Annotated in this window: 10 protein-coding genes; 1 reads left to right on the forward strand and 9 read right to left on the reverse strand. The window is 38.8% G+C overall.

Features of this window, described 5'->3' with window-relative positions; all coding sequences use genetic code 11:
• Nucleotides 1-6: 6 nt before the first annotated feature.
• From brxL to BV375_RS09725, 9 genes are all read right to left on the reverse strand, one after another.
• Nucleotides 7-1,476, reverse strand: coding sequence for a BREX system Lon protease-like protein BrxL (gene brxL, locus BV375_RS09685; protein ID WP_086759831.1), 1,470 nt, complete (start codon nucleotides 1,474-1,476; stop codon nucleotides 7-9).
• Nucleotides 1,463-3,727, reverse strand: a complete 2,265-nt coding sequence (locus tag BV375_RS09690; protein WP_243713892.1) for a hypothetical protein — start codon at nucleotides 3,725-3,727, stop codon at nucleotides 1,463-1,465. The genes brxL and BV375_RS09690 overlap by 14 nt, the downstream gene beginning before the upstream one ends.
• The gene (locus BV375_RS09695) at nucleotides 3,720-9,167 is read right to left on the reverse strand and encodes a hypothetical protein (RefSeq protein ID WP_086759833.1); all 5,448 of its coding nucleotides are present in this window, start codon (nucleotides 9,165-9,167) and stop codon (nucleotides 3,720-3,722) included. Before BV375_RS09695 ends, BV375_RS09690 begins: the two co-directional genes overlap by 8 nt.
• Before the next feature lie 52 nt (nucleotides 9,168-9,219).
• Entirely contained in the window at nucleotides 9,220-9,660 is a 441-nt protein-coding gene (locus BV375_RS09700) for a hypothetical protein (RefSeq protein WP_086759835.1), read from the reverse strand.
• Nucleotides 9,644-10,477 carry a DUF4007 family protein gene (locus BV375_RS09705; RefSeq protein WP_086759837.1) on the reverse strand — a complete coding sequence of 278 codons (834 nt, stop codon included), beginning with the start codon at nucleotides 10,475-10,477 and terminating at the stop codon, nucleotides 9,644-9,646. The genes BV375_RS09700 and BV375_RS09705 overlap by 17 nt, the downstream gene beginning before the upstream one ends.
• A gap of 41 nt (nucleotides 10,478-10,518) precedes the next feature.
• Nucleotides 10,519-12,756, reverse strand: coding sequence for a DUF262 domain-containing HNH endonuclease family protein (locus tag BV375_RS09710; protein ID WP_086759839.1), 2,238 nt, complete (start codon nucleotides 12,754-12,756; stop codon nucleotides 10,519-10,521).
• A 71-nt stretch (nucleotides 12,757-12,827) separates the two neighbouring features.
• Nucleotides 12,828-13,634 (reverse strand): phosphoadenosine phosphosulfate reductase family protein, encoded by an 807-nt coding sequence (locus tag BV375_RS09715; protein ID WP_086759841.1) that lies wholly within the window; start codon nucleotides 13,632-13,634, stop codon nucleotides 12,828-12,830.
• Nucleotides 13,615-17,127 carry a hypothetical protein gene (locus BV375_RS09720; RefSeq protein WP_086759843.1) on the reverse strand — a complete coding sequence of 1,171 codons (3,513 nt, stop codon included), beginning with the start codon at nucleotides 17,125-17,127 and terminating at the stop codon, nucleotides 13,615-13,617. Before BV375_RS09720 ends, BV375_RS09715 begins: the two co-directional genes overlap by 20 nt.
• A complete protein-coding gene (locus BV375_RS09725) occupies nucleotides 17,124-18,065 on the reverse strand; it encodes a DUF4007 family protein (protein ID WP_086759844.1) in 942 nt (313 codons plus the stop codon). The genes BV375_RS09720 and BV375_RS09725 overlap by 4 nt, the downstream gene beginning before the upstream one ends.
• 130 nt (nucleotides 18,066-18,195) lie before the next feature.
• Here BV375_RS09725 and BV375_RS09730 point away from each other — a divergent pair, with 130 nt between their 5' ends.
• Complete coding sequence (locus BV375_RS09730) at nucleotides 18,196-20,346, forward strand: DNA phosphorothioation-associated putative methyltransferase (protein WP_166507417.1); 2,151 nt, start codon at nucleotides 18,196-18,198, stop codon at nucleotides 20,344-20,346.
• Nucleotides 20,347-20,357 lie beyond the last annotated feature (11 nt).

Raw genomic sequence — 20,357 nt, forward strand, 5'->3', positions numbered from 1 at the left:
TGATAATCACTTGACCTCAACGTAAATTTCTCTACCAAATTGCTTAAATTCATCATCGAGATGGTACAGTGAATTACGAATTGCTTGTCTAAGTTTTAGGGCTGGTTCCAAGCAATCACGCTGATAATCCATTAATGTCAACTTCAAATGCGGATATAGAATTTTTAGAAAGCCTGAAGCTGCCTTCAAAATAGCATTTTGGTCACGAATAGTCGTATTTTTATCAAATTGTGTATGCTGTTGTGCATAGGACATAAAGCGACCTTCTTGGCGTAAAGATAGTAAAGCTTCACCAAAGAAATCCATTTTTAAACCTACTTGAGAAGCTACCATTTCTCTTTTAAACTTGGGAATTTCCCAACCGGGAATGATGCCAGTAAAACGGTCTAGTAATGCAGTTTCTGCAAAGAAATTGGGTAGGTTAATGATTAAATTATCTTCATTACGTGGTTGTAATTGTCCATTTATTTCTAGTAATTCTATATTTGCCAACATAACCAGAGAGCAGTCACTAGCAATATCAGCAAAGCCAGAGCGATTATAGCGACCACTGGCGAGATAATTTTTTAGTGGTCCAATAACTTCGTCAGGGTTATCGAAAGTTAAGCTTTGAACTTCATCTAAAACTACAACATCATGACGACCAAGTAATCCGACTTCTTTAGTTCTGCCATTGATAAAAAGTTGGGCTGGAGTAACTTTACCTCCGCTAACTAAGGCAATTTTACTACTAATATTTTCAAAAACGAAACTTTTACCTGTACCTTTAGGAGCTAGTTCCATGATGTGAAAATTAGATTCCACTAATGGCAGTAATCTTGCTAGTATCCATGTTTTTGCTTGCTGGTCATAACTTGGATGTTCTGGGTTAAAACCCATCGAGCAAAATATTAGGTCGCGCCATTGTTGCGTGTTGAATTCATCTCGACAATCAGCATAAGCTTGTAAATCAACTTGAGAACATTGAAATGGTTCAAAACCAATGACTTCTACTTTGCCATCAGAAAGCATGGATAAGCTGATTTTGCCCCATATCCCTTGTCGCAATAGCATTTTGTAGCGTTCGACAACCTGTGCGGCAATTTTACACTCTGTTAAATTTAGTGCAGGAATTTGGGCTGAAGGTTCAGGAATTAATTTTGGTTTTGATTTTGTTTGTTCTTCCAATCTGACACGTACTAACATTAAGGCGATGAGTTTTTGTACTTCTCCCTGAGTTAGATTGAAAATAATTTCATTGCGGTCATCTTTACGGGGAAATGCTTTCTTGATAAAACTATTGACTTTTTCTAATTCTGTGAAAGTAAGTGTTCCCTCTCCTGGCACAATTTTATCAAGTAACCACTCGGCCACAAAACTTGGTATACCAATAGTACTTAATCCACTTGATGGCAATCTTGTTTTATCAATACAAAGATTGCCAAAAACATGACGAACTAAGTTATTATTATAAGCAAGTGCTTCACAAGAATTCATCTATATTAATCCCACCACTACTAAAAATTTGATTGACGATAATTGTAGAGTCAGGGGTAAGGTTAGTGCTTCCAGTTTCAGCACTGGCAAAGCGGAAGGTTAATTTTCCGGAGACAGATAAATGATTACTTTCATAAGTAGGTGGTAATTCAGGTACATCAGGAATTACGATTTTAAAACTTATCCGATCATTTGCTGCTATTTTTCTATCTATGGGTTGTCCGGTACAAAAAACAGGTAATTCTTTAATGTATAAGCGAAGTTCTGTAAGCGGCAACGAGTTAGGATTATCAATGGTAATTATCAATTCTCCAGATTGTCTGGGTTTACCCTCACCATAGCAAGAAATTATCACTGGAAGCCGTTGCTGCGATTTTCGTAGGACAGATACCCCAACAACAACTTCTTCAGGAAAAAGTCCACCGTGACACCCGATGACTTGTTTATCTAGATTGTAGTTAAAAGCACTTAAAGTTGCCGAACTCTTCACAATACTGATATCATAGGGCAGACCGTAGCGATCATGTTCCAAAACCACAAAGCGAGGGTCGTCAGTTTTACCAATGGCCATTCTCCCCTTGGGTTCCAACTCTGGGGGGTAGTGAGTAATTTTTTCAGATGTACCCATTATCTGACCGTGATCGCTGGCAATTACAATTCTCAGGTTTTCTGAGTCTGGATATTGCTGCAAACAGTAATTAATTTTTTTAGCGATGCCTTCCAAAGCGTGGGGACGTTCTATTTGATAAAGACTTTGCCAGTCTCTTTGGCTATGATAAAGGCTATCGAATACGTCAGTATCCCAGCAATACAGTTTATGCGTATTTTTCTTCAAAGCTGCGTAAAGTTTATCAAGTTGTCCGTCCGTGTAACGTTTGCCTATCTTCATTTTGGGAAAAGCTTTACTGGCATCAGCAACCCAAGAAGAATCATTGGGTAAAAGTTGAGCATACAAGCTCCATTTTGCATACTCTGTTTTAGTGGGTAAAATGCTAAATCTTGGCTCAATTTCCGCTTCTGGCGCTAGTTTATAATCCTCAATCAGCAAGGAGATAAGTTCTTGATGGTCTAACCATCCTAGTCCATCAACTACTACCCACAGCACAGGACTTTCTTGACAAAGATTTTGCACTAGAGATGCCACATTGTAGTTAAGGCAAGAATTTGCTACTGAGTCTACTATCATTGCTGGATAGTTTCTTCTCGTCCATTCGACAAAACTATCCGCTAATCTGTCACTAATTCTTTGGGCTGAAGAGGTTTGCTCAATAACTGTTTCCCAGCGACGGAAGGGGAGATAATTTTCAATCGTCCAGCTAAGAACTTCTTGGGGAGTAGCATCTAAAGCCAAAGGTTGAGGTTGGGGTGGAGGTTGGCGTTGACTTAGCTCTACTTTTTGCTGATAGCTGAGATATGTATTCAGCGTTGTTTCTCTTACCTGATTAAGCCAGGTTGGTCGATTATTAAAGACATTATAGGCAAGAGTTTTAATCCGCTCGATACCTGGTTGTTCATTGAGGATGAGATTATCTAATATTTTGCCTTGAGTATGGAGTAACTCTTGCTCCCAATATCTATCAAATTCTTCATTAATAAAATTGGGAATTGGTAAAGGATACTTACCAAGTTCTTCAATTACGGGTTCGGCAATATGAAGCCAACGGCTGAGTAGGGACAATTTATTTTCTGTTTTGTAATAAATTGCTAAGTCATGTTCTGGAAACTTTTGCTGCCACACTCGCTCTAAAGGTTCGCATTCTTTTGGTACTAAAATTGCTAACCAAGCAGCTAAATTTTCAATAGAAGGTTCTGCCAACCATATTTGTTGGTCACTATTTGTAATGTCTGCTAAAAGATAGGCAATCGGGTTATCTTGGGGATAAGAGTCTAATTTAGTAGCTAAAATCAATAATTGCTCGTCAGTCCAATCGCTAGATAAAGGTAAAGGCTGAAATAAAGATGCCAATTTTGCACGTGGGTGTATTTTTATTTCTGCGATTTGGGCAGTCCTATTTCTTATCCTTAACCAAGCTTCTGCCCACTCACACAATCGCTTACCTTTAACCCAGCAGGGAGAGTTAGTCACACCAAAAAACTTGAACCACTCTACGTCTGTTGTAATCTGAATATAGCCAGGGGGAATACCGTATAACTCGGTAGGGTCAAGTACAATAGGTTTATCTGGATTTTGCTGGTGATTGGAGGTTGTAACTGGAGGAGTAAACAGACTGAAAGTTATGTTTTTAATCATGTAATTCCTCCGTGTCATCTGAGAGATATGGCTCTAACCTTTCGTACAAATTTCGTCGCTGTAAACGAGGAAGTTGTCGAAATAATACCAAAATTTGATTGGCTTTGTTTTTACTCTGCTCTTCAAGACATTGGCTTTCTATATAATTTAAAGATTGTTGATGGAGAGAATTTAATAGCCCAATATACTGATATCTTTTATTTTGAATTTGTTGCAGAATATCGTTGGCTGTGAGCAATTTTTCTTCATCATCAAGCAATCGATACATTTGACTACATTGATTACCTAGTTCTTTCAGCCACTCTTCGGCAGCAATTTTTTGTTGTTGTGTAATTTCTGCTTTTTTTTCTTCGATTTCTGCACATAATGATTCAAGGCGATCGCGTAGGTTAACTGACAAACCTTCAGTAATACTTTGCCACTCTCTTAGCCTGTATAATTTTTCTTGACAAGAATCCAAAGTGTTGGTGTGTATTGATTCTGCTATTTGCAAAAGCTCTATCAGTAGTTTTAGTTCTAACTTAATTGCTTCGTACTGTTCTTCGACATCAGAATTTATGTACTGTGAGGATTTTCTCAGTAAATCTTCCTGAAATCGTTGCGCGTCTCGCACTGTTGTTAAATACTCCAAGTTATACTCAAATTCTTGCAGTTCAGAGATAAAATCTTGGATTTTTTTACGTACAGTTTCTTCTAAATTAAGAAGTCGTCCTCGAAAACGTTCTAAATTATGGAAAATTAATTGCTCGTTATTAATTATCCGACTTATTATTTCTAATACATCTTTGCAGCTACTAATATCATTACATTTCTGAAAACGAGCTTCTAAATTTTGTATTTGCGTTATGTCATCGCTTAAAATTTGAATTTGTTGCTGTAAATCTTGATAAGCAGGATAATCAGCAGAACCTTGAAAAACCAGTTCTAGTCTAGCGTATTCTGTGCTAATACGAGATAAATCAGTGAGACTATCTACCCTGGACAAACGATTATTTATACTTGATAAACTCTGCCTATGAACAGTTAATTTATCTCTAATAGAGTTGAGTATTTGTTCAATTTCAGCAGTCAAATGTTCTGGATTATTCAAGCGATTCCTTAAATTCTCAATTTCACTAATAGCTTGCTCACCAATATGGATAGTGTTAATTTTGTTAGCAGGTTGATACTTATAAATTTCTTGGATGATTTGCTTGTCTTCAGTCTGCTTTTGTTGTTCCTGTAAATGCCTTTGCAGTTCTTGGCGCTGTAATTCCAAATTTTGGAGAGCCTGTTCAATATTTGTCCTAACTTCAACAAAATCTTCAGCATCAGCCAGAATTTTTTGACCTCTTTGCAACTGCTCTTGCAAGGACTCACAATCCTCTAAGCGATTAGGTCTTTTGTTATAAATGCGAGCAAACTTGTCAGTAATAACAGTGCGTCCCTGAGCCTTAAATCCATCTAATTTTTTATGATATTCCTCTAAGGCAACAGCTTGTTCTGCCGATGGCAAACTACTATTAATTAATTCTTGATAAACCTGAAAAGCTTCGCTTAATTTGTCCAAAGACAAGTCACGAATACGCTGTAATTTATATTGAGCGCTTGATAGTTCAGCCCTAACTAGCTTTTCTGTATCATCCCTACTTTGTATTTTAAGTAGTTCTTGTTTAAGTTGTTCTTGCAGTGCTGTTAACCTTTGCTTACTGGCTTCTTCTGTAAAACGACGGTCTTGTCTGCTGATTTCTTCAAACAAATCAAGGATTTGACTTTTAGAAGTTACCCCAGAAGAACGTTCTTCCCAAATTTCTATTTGTTGCGATAATTCTCGATAGCGCTGTTCTAAATTTTGTAATATTTGTTGAACCTCTACAGCTTCTTGTGAGCTATTAGGAATACTTTGAGCAAAAGTTTTAATTTGAGCACGGATGCTAATGTAATCCTGTTGAGTTGCATCGTCATTTAGGCTTTTATTGAAACTTTGAATTTGAAACAGACAATTCTTAACTTGAGCCTCTTCCCTAATTTCTGTTAGTTTCAAATCTGTAACTCGGATGGCATTTTGTAAAATTTCAAGTAAATGGGAAGGTAAATTTGTAATCGGGTTTAGTTGGTTAATAGTCCCTTGAATTTCGAGTTTATAAGCATTACAAGCTTCTTCTGTTGAAAGTAACTCAGAACGTCTACTTATAGTTTCTATAAATTCTGTAATTTTTTGGCTGACATTTTGCAGTGCTTGAGTTTGGCGATCGCGCTGTTGTTGTGTTGGCTGGACTGAAATAGCATCAGGTATAAGGTTGATGGCTGGAGGACGTTCCATCAGTCGAGGATAAAGTTGCAGCAGTACGTCCAACGGAATCTCGGCAGCTAGTGTCTCTACTTCTACAACTGGCTGCAACCAATTGTCAATTTGCTCAACGCCAGCGCTTACAGATTCTCTATTTTTATTTACTTCGTCCACTTCGACTGGATCTGGCTCATTTGTTTCCAAAAATGGTGCGACTGCTGCTAAATATTGCAGTGCTTGATCATAGTTCATTCGCGTTGCAGGAAGCGTTGGCATTTCTGCTTTTTGACGGCGAATGAGTTTAGCTTTCCCTTTAATTATCCAGTCGGTAACAAATGCTGCTGGTTTTTGCAAGACATCAGTATCAGAGTTTGCCCAATCTTTTAGTGATTTCTGCTGTATAGATACTAATTCTCCCTTCTTAGTAGACAGCTTAATTGGTCCGCGTAAAGAAACTTCTTTGCTGTGATAAGATAGCCATCCTGCTAATAAAATTGTAAAGTTGTACTCACTGTAACCATAAGGATGAGCAGAAAGAACTTTCCAAATTTTTTCCAAGTCAATAATTTTTTCAGGAAGTCCATCTAGTTCAGTAATTTCAGAAATTTTCTCCCAAGCTGCTCGTATTTTTTCATTGGTAGGCTCTTGAAGTATATATTTCTGAGATGCACTTTTAAGTAAACCCCAACTAGTAACAAAAATTCTTTCAATAACATCTTTGTAAGCTTTATCAGGTGGTAGAGTGTGGGGAGTAAGGCTATCAATAAAAAGTTGCCGAGAAACAAAACCAACAACTTTTGAACCTGTAGCATGTCCTTGTCGCATTTTTTCACTTTCAGCTACAGGTGGTACTAAAGGGTAAAGTTCTTGCAAAAGAACACTGATTACCCGTTGTGCTTTCCCTTGTTCGCTTGATGGTAATCTCTCTAAACCAACACAGTGATAAGTACAAGATTTCAATAGCCTTTCTAACTGTGTATTTACTTGGTCTTGCCAACGCTGAAGAAGCTGTTTGTATGCTGCTCCAAAAAACTGTTTTTCCGCAGCATCTTTTTGTTCAAGAGTTTTTATTTTCAAAAGTACACGAGCTAAATCTCCGGTTTCCTCCGTAGGAATAGCAATAGCAATTTTATTTTTAATCGCAGATTTAGATAAGTAACTATCTACATTACGACGAAACTCTTGTAAATCTTCTTGAGTTTCTGCCAGCACATATGCCAATATACCTCTTTCTTTTATATTTTTAAGAGTTTGGTCGCTTTCTAGCGCCTTAATTAATCTATCAATACTGTATATTTTGTACTCAAACTGCCAATCTTCGCCAACCAATTTGTTATCTTGAACGAATTGAGTAGCAGTAATTGTTTGATTGCCTAAATAAGCGTTAATTTTTGACTGGCAGTGGACAACTACATCATAAATTGATGTAGATTGATTTTTGATTTTATCCTCTATTTCTTCTTCAATACCTGTGGGGCTAATGCCTTCCCAGAAGCGGTAAAGTTTAGTTTCGGGTCGATAATAGATGATATCTCGGTTTTTTTCTAATTTATCTAGCGCCACCTTCAGCCTAGATTTTGGTAAACCTGTTAAAGCAACCAAAATTTCTTGATGTTCTTCTCTATCTGGTTTTGTCAGCTTCTCACCACAAGCATAGAATAGGAACAAGGCTTTGAGAACAGTTAATTCGTCTGTGTCATCAGAACCAGCTACTAAACCTAAAGCTTTTTTGTAGTGGGTATATACCGATTCGTTCGAGAAGTTTTCAACAAAAGTATCGACTAATGCAATAGGATAAATGTAGTTGAGTTGACCTACTTTTTCGACAGATTCATCTTGAATAAATTTTTTCACATAGCCCTTGATAAACTGAATTGCAGTTCTATCTTGGGTAAAATCGAGATTACATAAAAGATATGCTGTCATTGGGTGGAGAGGAAAACAACCTTTACCAAGACGACGGTAAAATTCCTCTTGAGTCCAACCTTGTTCTCGATAAATTTTAATTCTTTGTTCGTAAGCTGTTCTAGCTTCACGAACTAAAGAGTCAAACCAACGTGAATGAAATTCTCCCCAATTAAGAGAATTTTCTTTTTGAATTAGTAGATTATCCAGCACCAATTCTAAACTGGAAGCTGGGTTATCATATGTACTGTCTTTAGGTGCAAGGCGGGTTGCAATCTTTTGATAGCTTTGGATTGTATTAGCAGAAATTCCGATAGCTCTGGAGGGATGAAATTGTGCAAAACTAATCAGGGCAATTTTACCCCTGTAATTTTCACAGATATTAGTAATATTTTGTAGTGCTGTTCCACCAGCACCAATTTGGTCAACTGACCAAGATTGCAGGTAATAGTTTAGTTCATCAAAAAGAATTAAAACACCTTGGAATTTCTTATTTTCTCCAGTGCAGTAATTCGTCAGTATGTCTTGGAGAATTGCTTCGATATCTATATTTGCAGAGAAATCAGGAGTAAATCCTGTAACGTGATAAGCGAGTTCTTTTACAGTAGGAATAATACTAGGGTTATTATCCCGGAGTTGGCGGATGATGCTATTTAAATCTCCATCAGAGTAGTTGATACTTCGCAAATATTGTTCAGCTTTTGCTCTATCCTCTTCATCCAAACTTTCCAAGTAGTGCAGTGGTTCACTACAAGTATTTTGCGCTAGAGAGTCTGTGATACCTTCTGCTTCCAAATTTTTAACAAGTGCCTGAAGAAACTGCTTTCTTATATCGCCACCTCTATCACCACTCAAACAAATAACTAAATGATTGTACTGTTGGTTTTGTTTATGTAGTTTTAATCCTTCTGCAATTCCCTTATTTTTATTAAGCGTCGCTATCTCCACCTGGTGCAGAATCCCCTGTACTTCAGGATTGTTAAAAGAATTTTTAAAATAGTTAGATATAACAACGGCAAAATGCGACTTACCCTTGCCGTAATCCTGAATCATCAGGTGAATATTTGGCTCATTTGGGCTATGGTAGCTACGTCGTAACCCATCTAAAATCCCAACTGTCGATAGTTCAGGTTTCTTTTGGTCGTAGTTGAAAATAAATCCTTCACAGAGATGCAAATTTGTCTCTGGATTGTCCATCATACCAAAGTTAACAGAACTGGCGATGCTACCTTTTTCATTGATTTCGACAAGTTGGCTGAGAAGCATAGAATTTTAATTAAGCAAGTGATTTAAAATCAAAATTGATATAGCGTACAAATTATCCTGATAAAATAAGCTGAATTCGCTCTTCAGGCCAGTTTTTCGGTGCTAGTTGGTGTGGAAGTAGTATCCATAAAAGTTTTTCTAGCTTGCGAGTTTTTTCTAGGTTGTTCCAGAACAATGTAATGTGACTGCGAGATTGAACTTGCAAGTAAGTAATCAGACAGTCTAAGTTTTCCAGTAAAACAACCTGTTGACTAATCCCACAACACATTGACTTAATGGCTTCTAGTTCCCGATCTAAGTCATGGTGGAGAGCGAGAAAGCTTTCATCTGGATGTATTCTTTGTAGCAAATTTTCTCGGTAGTTGACTCTAAGAGCATTATCACGCAGAGTTATGCGTACAAGTTCGTTTTCATCGGGTGTATCCCACAGCAGTAAATGAACTTTGTCGTCAGGTCTTGCATTTCGTAGGGAGATATTAGAGATCGTACTCATACGCTTTCTCCAACAATGCAAGCGGGTCATCCCAGCGTGGAATTATCTGGAAGGGGGGTACTGTTCGCCGTTGTTCAATAATTCCGTATGCTTCTAGTGCATTTAATTGTTCCTGTAGTGCTTCTGTTTTTATTCCCAGCACGGGAGCAAGTCCCATTTTTTGGTTCAAAATAGATTCAGTCAAAACGGAACCTTCGCCTTTGAAGTCACGTTCCCATAATTTTGCCAGAAAATATCCGACCAAGTAAGGATTTGGTAAGCGGCTATATCCAGCCTTATATTGGTTTTCTTCTAAAACCAAAAACTTGCAGGATGATAAAGCTTGGGATTCAGTGTATGCTCGTAGAACAATTTTAAAATTTTTAACAATATTTTTAGGATTTTCTTGGTCAAAAATCAGCGCACTATAATGCTGTAATTCATCAATCGTAAAACTCTTGTTTTGTAGTAAAAAATCATACACTAAGTAAGACCAACCACCCCATTCAGCTGGCTTATCCGGTAGTGACTGTAAACCTTTATCCCCAAAGCTAAGATAAAAATGTATTACCCAGTCTGTAACATTTGATTCCAAGCAATTATCTAGCCGCCACACAATTTCTCCCTCTGAAGTTAGACGCTTCTCGCTAATTAAACCTGCACGAGTTCCCCAGCTAATCATAGGAGTAACTTTTTTGTTTCCTAGGCCAGTTCGCTGCATTAAACCATCCAGAGAATCATTTAAACCTTTTTCTTCCGCCGCAGCCCGAATAATTTTAAATAAATCTTCCTTTTTTAGAGCAAAAGTAGTATGAAAACTGAGTTGTAGTTTAGGCATAGCTTTGTGATTGATACAAAATTTTTTACTAACAAGTAGAACTAACTAAGCCATTCATACATTCGCATCCAAAGAATGTCACATATTCGCTCAGTTCTTTTTTCTACAAAAGCTTTATCCCATTTACTATTTCCACCTAACTGTACAATTGGCTCAATATGATGTTTATACGAAGTATTTTGTAATAACTTAATTGTATTTATATTTAATTTAATTCCAAATTCTTCTGTTTCTTGACTCAGCTTTGATAATCTATCAGGGTCTGTTTCTGCTAGATATTGATAGTAAATATATTTTTCTATCCAACCTTTATTGCCAGCAGAACTATTAATTTCTACAGGGAGAAGAGTCAAATTTCCAATTTGTTCGCTATCACTGTTTTCATACAAAGCTACATCCCAATCTGCACTTGTTTCTGGTTTCTGCGGTGCTACATGTTCAATACTTTTAAAATCTTCAGTAAGCCATTTACTTGGTTCTAAGTATGAATAAGATCCTGGTCTACTAATTTTCATTAGCCCTGGTTCTGTGGGATCTGGAATCGTATCATGTGCAGCTACAAATAATGCAAATCTACAAACTTGTTTAGCGTTATTATATTTCAGATAATGAAGTGCTTTTTTCTTCCATTCTTCGTTAGTTCCTACCCCTCTTTTTGTGAGTTCACTCATTAATTCTATTTTCAGTGCGTCAACTGTCAATGCAGAATTACCTTGCTTCCATGAGATTTTGTCACGAAGCAATACTCGGTAGACATCATCAAGACCAGTATTTGTTAAAGCGGAACGCCACAGAGTAAAAAATGCAGCTACTGCTTTACAAGCTAGAGCAAACTCTTTATCTGCATTTGGTTCGTTACGAAGAACAAGACTATAGAAGCGACTTAATATTGTATTTGCCATTCTGTGGTTTGCATCCTGAAGGTAAAGAATGCAAAGTATAGCTTGTTGTCTATCTGCTTCAGGTACTCCATCTATTTCTGGTAACGATTTCGGTAAATTCTCCTTTTTAGGGTAATAAATTAACTTACTGCAATAAGTCGCAGTATCGCCCATCTGACGAATAAATTCTTCTCTATCGCTGATATGTTCGTATTCCGTATATACGTCAACTAACCATTTTCTTTGGGCGCTGAACTGCTTGGACAATTTCTTGCCATCGTATGCTAATGCAAAGAGGTTGAGATACTCATTTGTTCGTTTTGTTTTACTAGAAGCACTACGCAAGGGACTCGTAAGTTTTTCTACGTGTGTAAAATACTCTTCAAATTTTGAGCCTTGAAATCCATCGCCTTTTGCATCTGCATCATTAACTACTAGTGGCTTAAATGTTTCTAGCGCAGTTAAGGGAGAACCGGTTGCGTTCAGAGATTGGAACATATCAAATGCTCTAACCTGCGACACTGGCTGGATTAATGTTAGACAGCAGCGTTCTAGCAAGAAATAACAGAAAGCAAAAAGCTGTACAAGAGAACAAACTTTTTCATCGTGATTTTGAACCAAGCTAACTAATTCTGGTCGCTGGTAACTCCACAAATCAACTTGGCTGACCTTTTCCAGAATTTGCCAAGCAGGAGGAAAGTCTTCACTATCCTTATGAGCATTTTCTACTCTATTCAACCAAGATTTTATAGCTTTTAAGTTATCAGCAACTAGCGAATTTTTTCTAGCATCAGGGAATGAAGATTTCTTGTCAATTGCACGGATAAAGCTGGCAATAAAAGATGAAACATCAGATTTGTAGTGTTGATTATCTTCTCCACTCAGCGTCCATCCATCGATTGACCCTCTAATAATAATCGGTTTACGTTTAGGTTTACCACGCATCAGGTCAATCGAAAAGAAGTCCATCAAAGTATTTAAATAAGCTTCGCTGGCTTCCTTTAATTCTTCATATGTATCTTTCTCTGGTAATTTATTGGTTATTTCATATATTTTTTCGTAGAGGCAACAAGCCAGTAAAGTAGTAGTTGATAATCGCTGTTGCCCATCTATAACATTATCTATACGAGAAGGAAGCGCACGAGGGTCTTGTGGTTTGATATTACTTTCAGTATCATTTTCGGTGACAAGGATGATAGTTCCCATAAAATGAAGGGTATCTGGAGAATCGAGAAGGTCTCTAACTCCAGAGCAGATATCATCCATCAATTGTTCTATATTTTCTTCATCCCAACTATATTCTCTTTGATACAAGGGAATGTAATATCCAATGCCTGGTCTTCTAAAAAAGTAGGCTACTGACTCACTTATCGTACTGAATGCTCTTGATATTTCCATATTTAACCATTGTTATCTGAGATTTATCATATGATTTAAGCTTGCGAATTTATTTATGGAACATTTACAAACTATAAATGACAAGCCAAGCAAGGCAAATCATCATCTTCCTCGTCTAAAACAGAAGCTAAAACATCTGCTAATGGTCGATTTGGCGCTTCTTTTTCCTTCTTAGCCATTGCCTTTTCATGTTCGTTAATAATTTCATCTTTACGCTCCAAAAGTTCTAGTAAAGTTTCACCTTGAGTCCAAGTGTATTCCCTACCGTCTTTATGTTCTTGCTCGTATTTAACTGCTTTTTCAAACAAATCTCGGTGGTTCTCTGCAAGCATCACCCATTCATATTTGCGTTGGAAAAAGCAAAAGAAGCAACCGGAACGGCTTCGCCAATTATAGTATTTTGGTAGCCCAATCCCACTTTCTTCTAATATGCGGATAATGTCTGCTTTTACCAGCCCATGTTCTTTGAAGGGAAAAACTGGTTTAATATTAGGTTTAGTAGAAATATACCCTTCTCGATTTTCATCAGCACGAATGCCGATGTAGCTAATGGCTTCGTCGTCGCCAATAAACTTTTCTAGAGGAAGTATTTTCATCTGCTTGGTACACCAGCGCATCTTTGGCGAGGGAAGTACCCCGCCGTAGACATCAAGCCAGTGGTCAAATCCACGCTCTGCTTCGAGTTTTTCGATTTTAATACCCAAACGGGCTTTGATGCGGTCTAGATACTCGTATGTTTCTGGAAGTTCCTTGTGGGTGTCACAGAAGAAGTATTCCATTTGTATTTCCGGATACTTTTGACGCATCAAAACTGCTAAAGCGGTGCTATCTTTACCCCCTGATAAACCCAAAATATGCCTAACTGGTTTTTTGTTCATGTTCTTGCCCGTGACGTTTACCCCTAATTTGAGAAAGATTATCACTAACGGTAAGTTCCAGCACGCGCTCCGTCAATTTAGCGACAACAGCCTGACGTATTTGCGGATTATCGTACTTATCTAATATTCCCAAAAGTTCGTCTACTACGTTATCAATTTGAACTTGATTTTCATGGTTAAACCAAACCAGAGATTTAGTTTCTTGTCCATCAGGGCGCGTTACAGTAATTTTACGTGCCTCAAAACCCTCATTGCTACGGCTTTGAACATCTTTCTGCAAAGCTTCCAGATTTATAAAGCGTCGAGCAACTTCCGAAAGTTTTAGTTCAAAATTTGTTACATCCTCATCCGTCCATACCGAAGCTGGTTTATCAGCAACAATCATTACTAGGGCTTCTAACCATTCGGAGTCAGTTGCGGTTTCGTCTGCCGCCCCCATAACAAAACTTTTCATGCGGCGTTCTAAAACTTGACCTGTTAAATAACTCGCTCTCACCCGCAAATCTTGCCGCAGTTTTTCCTCACTACTCCGTATAGAAAAAGCATTATGAAGAAGCTTTTGACAGTCACTCAACAAACGGTCGTAGGCAGTTTGAATCTCGCTAAGTGCTGAAATCAGCTTTTTTGTTAAGGTTTTTGCAATTGTGCCATCATCTTCTACTCCTACAACAATTGGCGATAATCCGCAGGCTATGGGTAACGAATTGAACAGCAACTCATCTGGTTCCTGTGCTTGCTGTAAAGTTTGCAATACAGCGAATGCTTCACTGCTGAGGCGCTTAGTTTTAGTGGTGTAAGCTGGTAATTTTTTGACGAATTGAAACAATGGCTTCACCACCATTAACAAGGTGGTATTTCGCACTCCAGGGGTAACAGTCGCATTTTTCTTGCGTAATATCAATTCGAGTTCTTTGAAAACTTGCGATCGCAACCCAACCACTTCAAAATATTTAACCGCAAACCGGGAAGGGTCTTTCACTAACAACTCAAAATGTTCGCTTCCCAAAACCGGGATAAACGTTCCATCCTTATACACACCAACATCATCAGCGTGGTACAATAAAACCGCCGCCAACAGTACCGGAATTACCCCTCGTTTAACCCCGTAAGGAGGCGCTTCTAAAAGTTGGTATAGTTTATCTAAAGTCTGCGGTTTCTCCTTGGCTTGCAAGCAAAAATCATCGATGGCTTGCCAAATTGTCTGCACACCTGACGTTTCATTTGGTGGATAAAATCCAAAATCTCCGCTTTCTTGACGATGAATTCCCGTTTGACCCAGTACAGAATAATATATGCAGACTTCGGGCCCGTAACCTTGCAAACCTAGTTTTTCTGCTTCTGGGTGTTGTAACATCGCCTCGATCAGTTCCCGTCTGGCCTTAGCACCTTGAGAAGTTAACTCCCGACGATTGATTAACTCATTCCAAAGGGTTATCCCTTGGTTGTAAACTTCATTGCAGACATCTGATAATTTGGCATTAAAATCTGTTGTGCGGGTGATATTTTCTTGTTTACCTTGAACCCAACAACCGTGAGAATTTACGGTAACGTCAAAAGTTTGCGATAGAGTTTCGTCTAAAAATTGCTCCGCCTGTACCAGTCGAAAGCGTACTTCCTTTCTAGCTACGCCATCGGTTTGTAACTCAGGTGCGCTAGTTTGAATTTTTTTCAGTGCTGCAAATTCCCGCGCTCGAATTCGTAATATATCTAAGTTGGCGGCAGATAATATAATTAAAGGCTTACCGTCAGATGTGCTTGCAGGGACTTCGGTTAGTTTTGCCTCATCCACCCAGTAACCAACCAAACCATCACAGTCGTTGCTTAAACAACGCAACTTAGTTAAATCTTGTAGAGTATCGAGATAGCGGCGCTCAAAATAACGTATTGTACCTGTTTGATAACTATGACGTTGGGCGACTATTGGCGTGAGGGGACGTATGGTAGATAGAAGTTCGGATAAATGCGTTCGCTCTAGAGCGATGTAATTCGCTAGTTCGCTATCAACATTAAAATCAGATCCTTGCCAAATTCGCAACTCATCTAATTGGCGACGATGGTTAATTATATTTTTTTGCAGCAGCCGATCAATTATTTGTTCCCACTGATTTTTATTACTATCTGTGGGACTGTCGCACATCGCCAAGGTTACTAATGTGCGCGTGGCTCGCATTGCACCTGTGGTCGTCACGAGGTTTAAAATACCAATAGCTTTTAAAACTCTAAGACTATCAACATCTAGGCGTTTCGCATCATCGATTAGGTTTTGAATTTCTACCCAGCGCTGGAGATTTGGTCGAGATGCTAAACCTGTTCCCACAGCTTCAATAAAATAATCGTAAACCCAATCCAGCTTTAAAGTTGGTAAAGCATTCGTTTCAACCTTAGTTTCTACAAGAAAGTTTTTAAATGAAAAGGGTTCTGCACTGGTAAGAAAAGTAAACAAAGAACGGTCATTTTGAGCATACCGCGTGCATAACATCGGTAAGACAAACGCTGTAATTGGATGTAATGGGTAGGTATCTTCTACCAGTTCTTGTGTATAATCATCTTTAATATCTTTTGGCAGACTCTCCAACCATTCTGCTGCTAGATTATTGACTGAACAACTAATTTTTTCTGCTTTTGAACGGTCAATTACTTGACCAATCAAGCGCGTCATTTGTGTTGGAGAATCTTGAAACGGAATATCTTCAAATCTTCCTTGAATCTTTGCCCACTCGTTGCGTTGTAAAGAAGCTAATCTTTCTCCATATTCAGCAAATGCTTGGTGTAATATCCCGACAATATATATGTTTAATTCTTTTCTCTTAGGTAACTCAGCTAATTGCTGTAGTAGATATAAATCTTCGACACCTCGATTTTGGACTGCAAATTCTAAATTCTTACCTAGCTCATCAATAATTAATAAAATATCAGTTTTAGCAGCTTTTCCTAATTCCTTGATTAAGCTAGGAATTTCTCGACTATCTACAGCTCCTCCCGTTGCAACTTGTGTATCAAGGTCTAAAAGTTTTTGAGCAATACTAATTTTATTTAACTGTGCTGGCGACCAAAAAACTTCTGCACCTCGGAGTAATGCTCGCACAATTGTATTACTTAACGGCTCTCTTTGGGCGGTAGCTACAGCACGAAACAAACCTTGCTTTGGTATCTTTTCTTGAAGAGTTAGATATTCAAAACTGTCAGAGCCAAAATTATGTGATGCTATTTCCATAGCCTTTTGACGTATCTCGCTGTTTGAAGGCGCACACAACGAGACGAAAAAATGGGCAAAAGCAGATTTACCTGTACCATATACGCCGGTCATTGTCCAAGCTCGGTGGCTAGAGACTCCTCCCATACCTGCTAATATGCGTTTGATAGCATTGACTGACCTTTCCGTAGGGATATACCCAAGCATTGCATCAATTTTTTCTAAATCTCGCTCAACATTGATGGAACGAAAATAGCGACGCTGGAGACTAAAATATTCTGATAAAGATTTATTTGTCATTTTGTTCCACCAACTGCCCCTTGGTAATACTTGTCTAAGATATCTAGAGCTAAAGCCGATGGCTCCTCTATATATGAAAATTGAATTAAACCAGCAGCATCAGAAAGCATTATTGAATTACAACTTCTTGTTACTTGTTCGATAGCGTTGTATACAGCATTTTCTGCAAGCTTAAATACCATTCCTGGACTGCCAATATCGTAAATTAAACGAGCAACGGAAATAGTTCTTTGTTCGCGCCCAACCAAACTAGCATACTCAAGACAAGCTGCCACAATCATTTCTGCTGGTAAATTTCCTTTCTCACCAACACGGAATATATAATGTCTTGAGTCGCCTGCTCGATAAATAATTCCCAAACCAGTAAAAGGGCAGTCTAAACTATCTTCACTCACACCTGTTTTTGTACTTCCTTGCTCAACATACATTCGTAAAATACAAGTGATATCTTTCTTTAAAGAAGACTCAGCAATGCGAGGTGCAATGCTATCTCTGTAGTCGCATAAACCATTGAATAACTCTTCTTGGGTAAATTCATTTTGTCGAAAAAGATTAAAGGCGAAATACCAAGCCGCAGCATTACAGCTTGGCTTCAATAAGTTCCAATGTAAAAGCCATAGTGTTGCTGGGTCTTCTAGAAAAGGGTCCCAACCATTTTCTCCTAAAAGTTGAACACCAAACTCAGAAGGGGCATCCTTTTCCAACACCTTAAACGCATGACACCAGTAGCGAATAGCACTTGCCATGTTTTTCCCAACACCTAGCCGCACAGGAGCCTCCTCGCGCAAGAAGATACCCGAATCATCTCTTGCAGCGTCAAAACCTTTCTTAATCCAGCCGTAGCGAGGGTGAAAGGTTTCATGGCGGGCAAAAACTGGGTTAACATGAATTGTTTTTTTTATATCGCCATTTAAATTTAGGGCAATTTGCTTTCCCATAATTTTCAGTTTTATAAGTTAATAAACCATAGTTCAAAAGTGATTAAAATCCTAATTATTATGGGAAAATTGCAATCTCCACTCATGCTTGAGTAATTTTGCTGACAGTACCTCTCCACTAATGAGCGCTATGGCTTCAAGCGATAACAGTTTTAACACAATTCAGGCAACCTGTGATACATCGGAGCCACAGCTATCTAATAGATATGATTTGAACATAATTGCTCGGGCTTGCAAACGTAGTCCGGTTGGGAAAAATCTACCTGATGCTTTTTATGTCCATGTTTGGGCACTGCACGCTCTTGAAGACTTGCTGCAACAATATGAAAGCTGCGCCAGAAGTGCTACTACCCAAGCTCAAAACGCAACAATTGTAAAATTTAGCACTAGTAAACTCAAGATTTCGTACCTGTTCTATCCCGACTTCGACACCGATCCACATCCAGCATTACAAGCCAGCATCCAAGTTGACTTGGAAACCCTACAAGTCACACACCGCGACTACGGCACTTCAAGTAATCCCTTTATTCTCCACCGTAAAGAAACTTTTGTAACACCCGAATATCCACTTTACCAACAGTTCGCAGAACTTACCCGCGCTCAAGAAGCGTTGGGTTTACTGAATAATTCCAGAAGTATTGGTACACGCCGAGGATGGGAAGAACGTTTAAGAGCCTATAATGTAGAACTGCAAGGTCATTGTCTCATCCAATACCAAGCAGCAAGCAGTACTGGTGAATCGCCATCGCGCCAGATAGATCGTCATAAAGCAGCAATTGTTCGCAATGACTTTTCACGTCCTGTACGCACAGCTTTAGAAGCTGGCTTATTTACACCAGACACAACTTTTTTTGATTATGGTTGTGGACATGGCGGTGATGTTACTCGCATCGCACAACAAGGCTATACCAGCACAGGATGGGACCCTTATTACTTACCAGATACTCCCAGAACAACTGCTGATATCGTTAATCTTGGTTATGTGATTAATGTTATCGAAGACACGGGCGATCGCCGAGAAGCATTAGTCAAAGCCTGGGAACTTACTCGTAAAGTTTTGCTTGTCGCTGCCCAAGTCACCCTTGCGGATACCAATAAAGGTACAATCGCTTACGGCGATGGGGTAGTTACGACCCGCAACACCTTCCAGAAATATTACGAGCAAGAAGAACTAAAAATCTACATCGACCAAGTTCTTGGTGTTGATGCCATTCCTGTAGCTTTGGGTGTTTACTTCGTTTTTCGAGATGAAGCTCAAGCTCAGTTATTTCGTGCTTCCCGCTTTCGTTCTCGTGCTACTACACCCAGAGTTCGTTCTCACGTCAAGCGATTTGAGGACTATCAAGAACTACTCACTCCTCTGATGTCTTTTGTTACCGAACGCGGTCGCTTGCCAAGTAAAGGCGAACTGTCACAAGACGCTGACATAAATGCAGAATTTGGCAGTTTACGGCGTGCTTTCCAAGTAATTTTGCAAGCGACAGACCCACAAGAATGGGAGGCAATTACTGAAAAACGCCGTCAAGATTTGCTGGTTTATTTGGCGCTTTGTCAATTCAGCCGTCGCCCAAAATTAGGAGAATTAGCGCCGTCAGCGCAAGAGGATATCTTAGCCTTATTTGGTACGTACAAACAAGCTTGGCTCAATGCTGATCAGATGCTGCACAGCTTGGGCAATTCTGAAATTATTGTAGAACGTTGCCAAAATAGCCAAATTGGGAAAAAATTACCCAATTCTCTCTGGGTTCACATATCGGCCCTACAAGCCCTCGATCCGCTACTGCGCCTTTACGAAGGTTGCGCTAGTCGTACTATAGGGCGCTTAGATGAAGCCAATGTAATTAAATTCCATACCAAAAAACCAAAAATTTCTTATTTATTTTACCCTGACTTTGATACTGACCCCCATCCGGGATTACACACGAGTATGGAAATTGACCTGCGTGATTTGCATGTCAGTTATCGAGACTATGATACTGATGACGACCCCCCAGTGTTGCACCAAAAAGATGCTTTAGTTACCCCTGACTATCCGCTTTACGAGAAGTTTGCCAAGTTAACTTGCCAAGAAGAGGACTGGGGGCTACTGGATAATTGGCGTAACATTAGTCATCGCTCTGGTTGGCTCAAATGTTTGGCAGACCACTGTGCAACACTTCAAGGGTATCAGTTATCCTGGCGAAAGGATGCTGACCCCTATAAACTTAAGGCGCTGCGTGCTACCGTAAAAACTCGCCAAGCGAAAAGACGCAATGCCAATAATAAGAACAATACAGAATAGATAAACTATCT

The sequence above is a fragment of the Nostoc sp. 106C genome, assembly GCF_002154725.1.
GTDB lineage: Bacteria > Cyanobacteriota > Cyanobacteriia > Cyanobacteriales > Nostocaceae > Aulosira.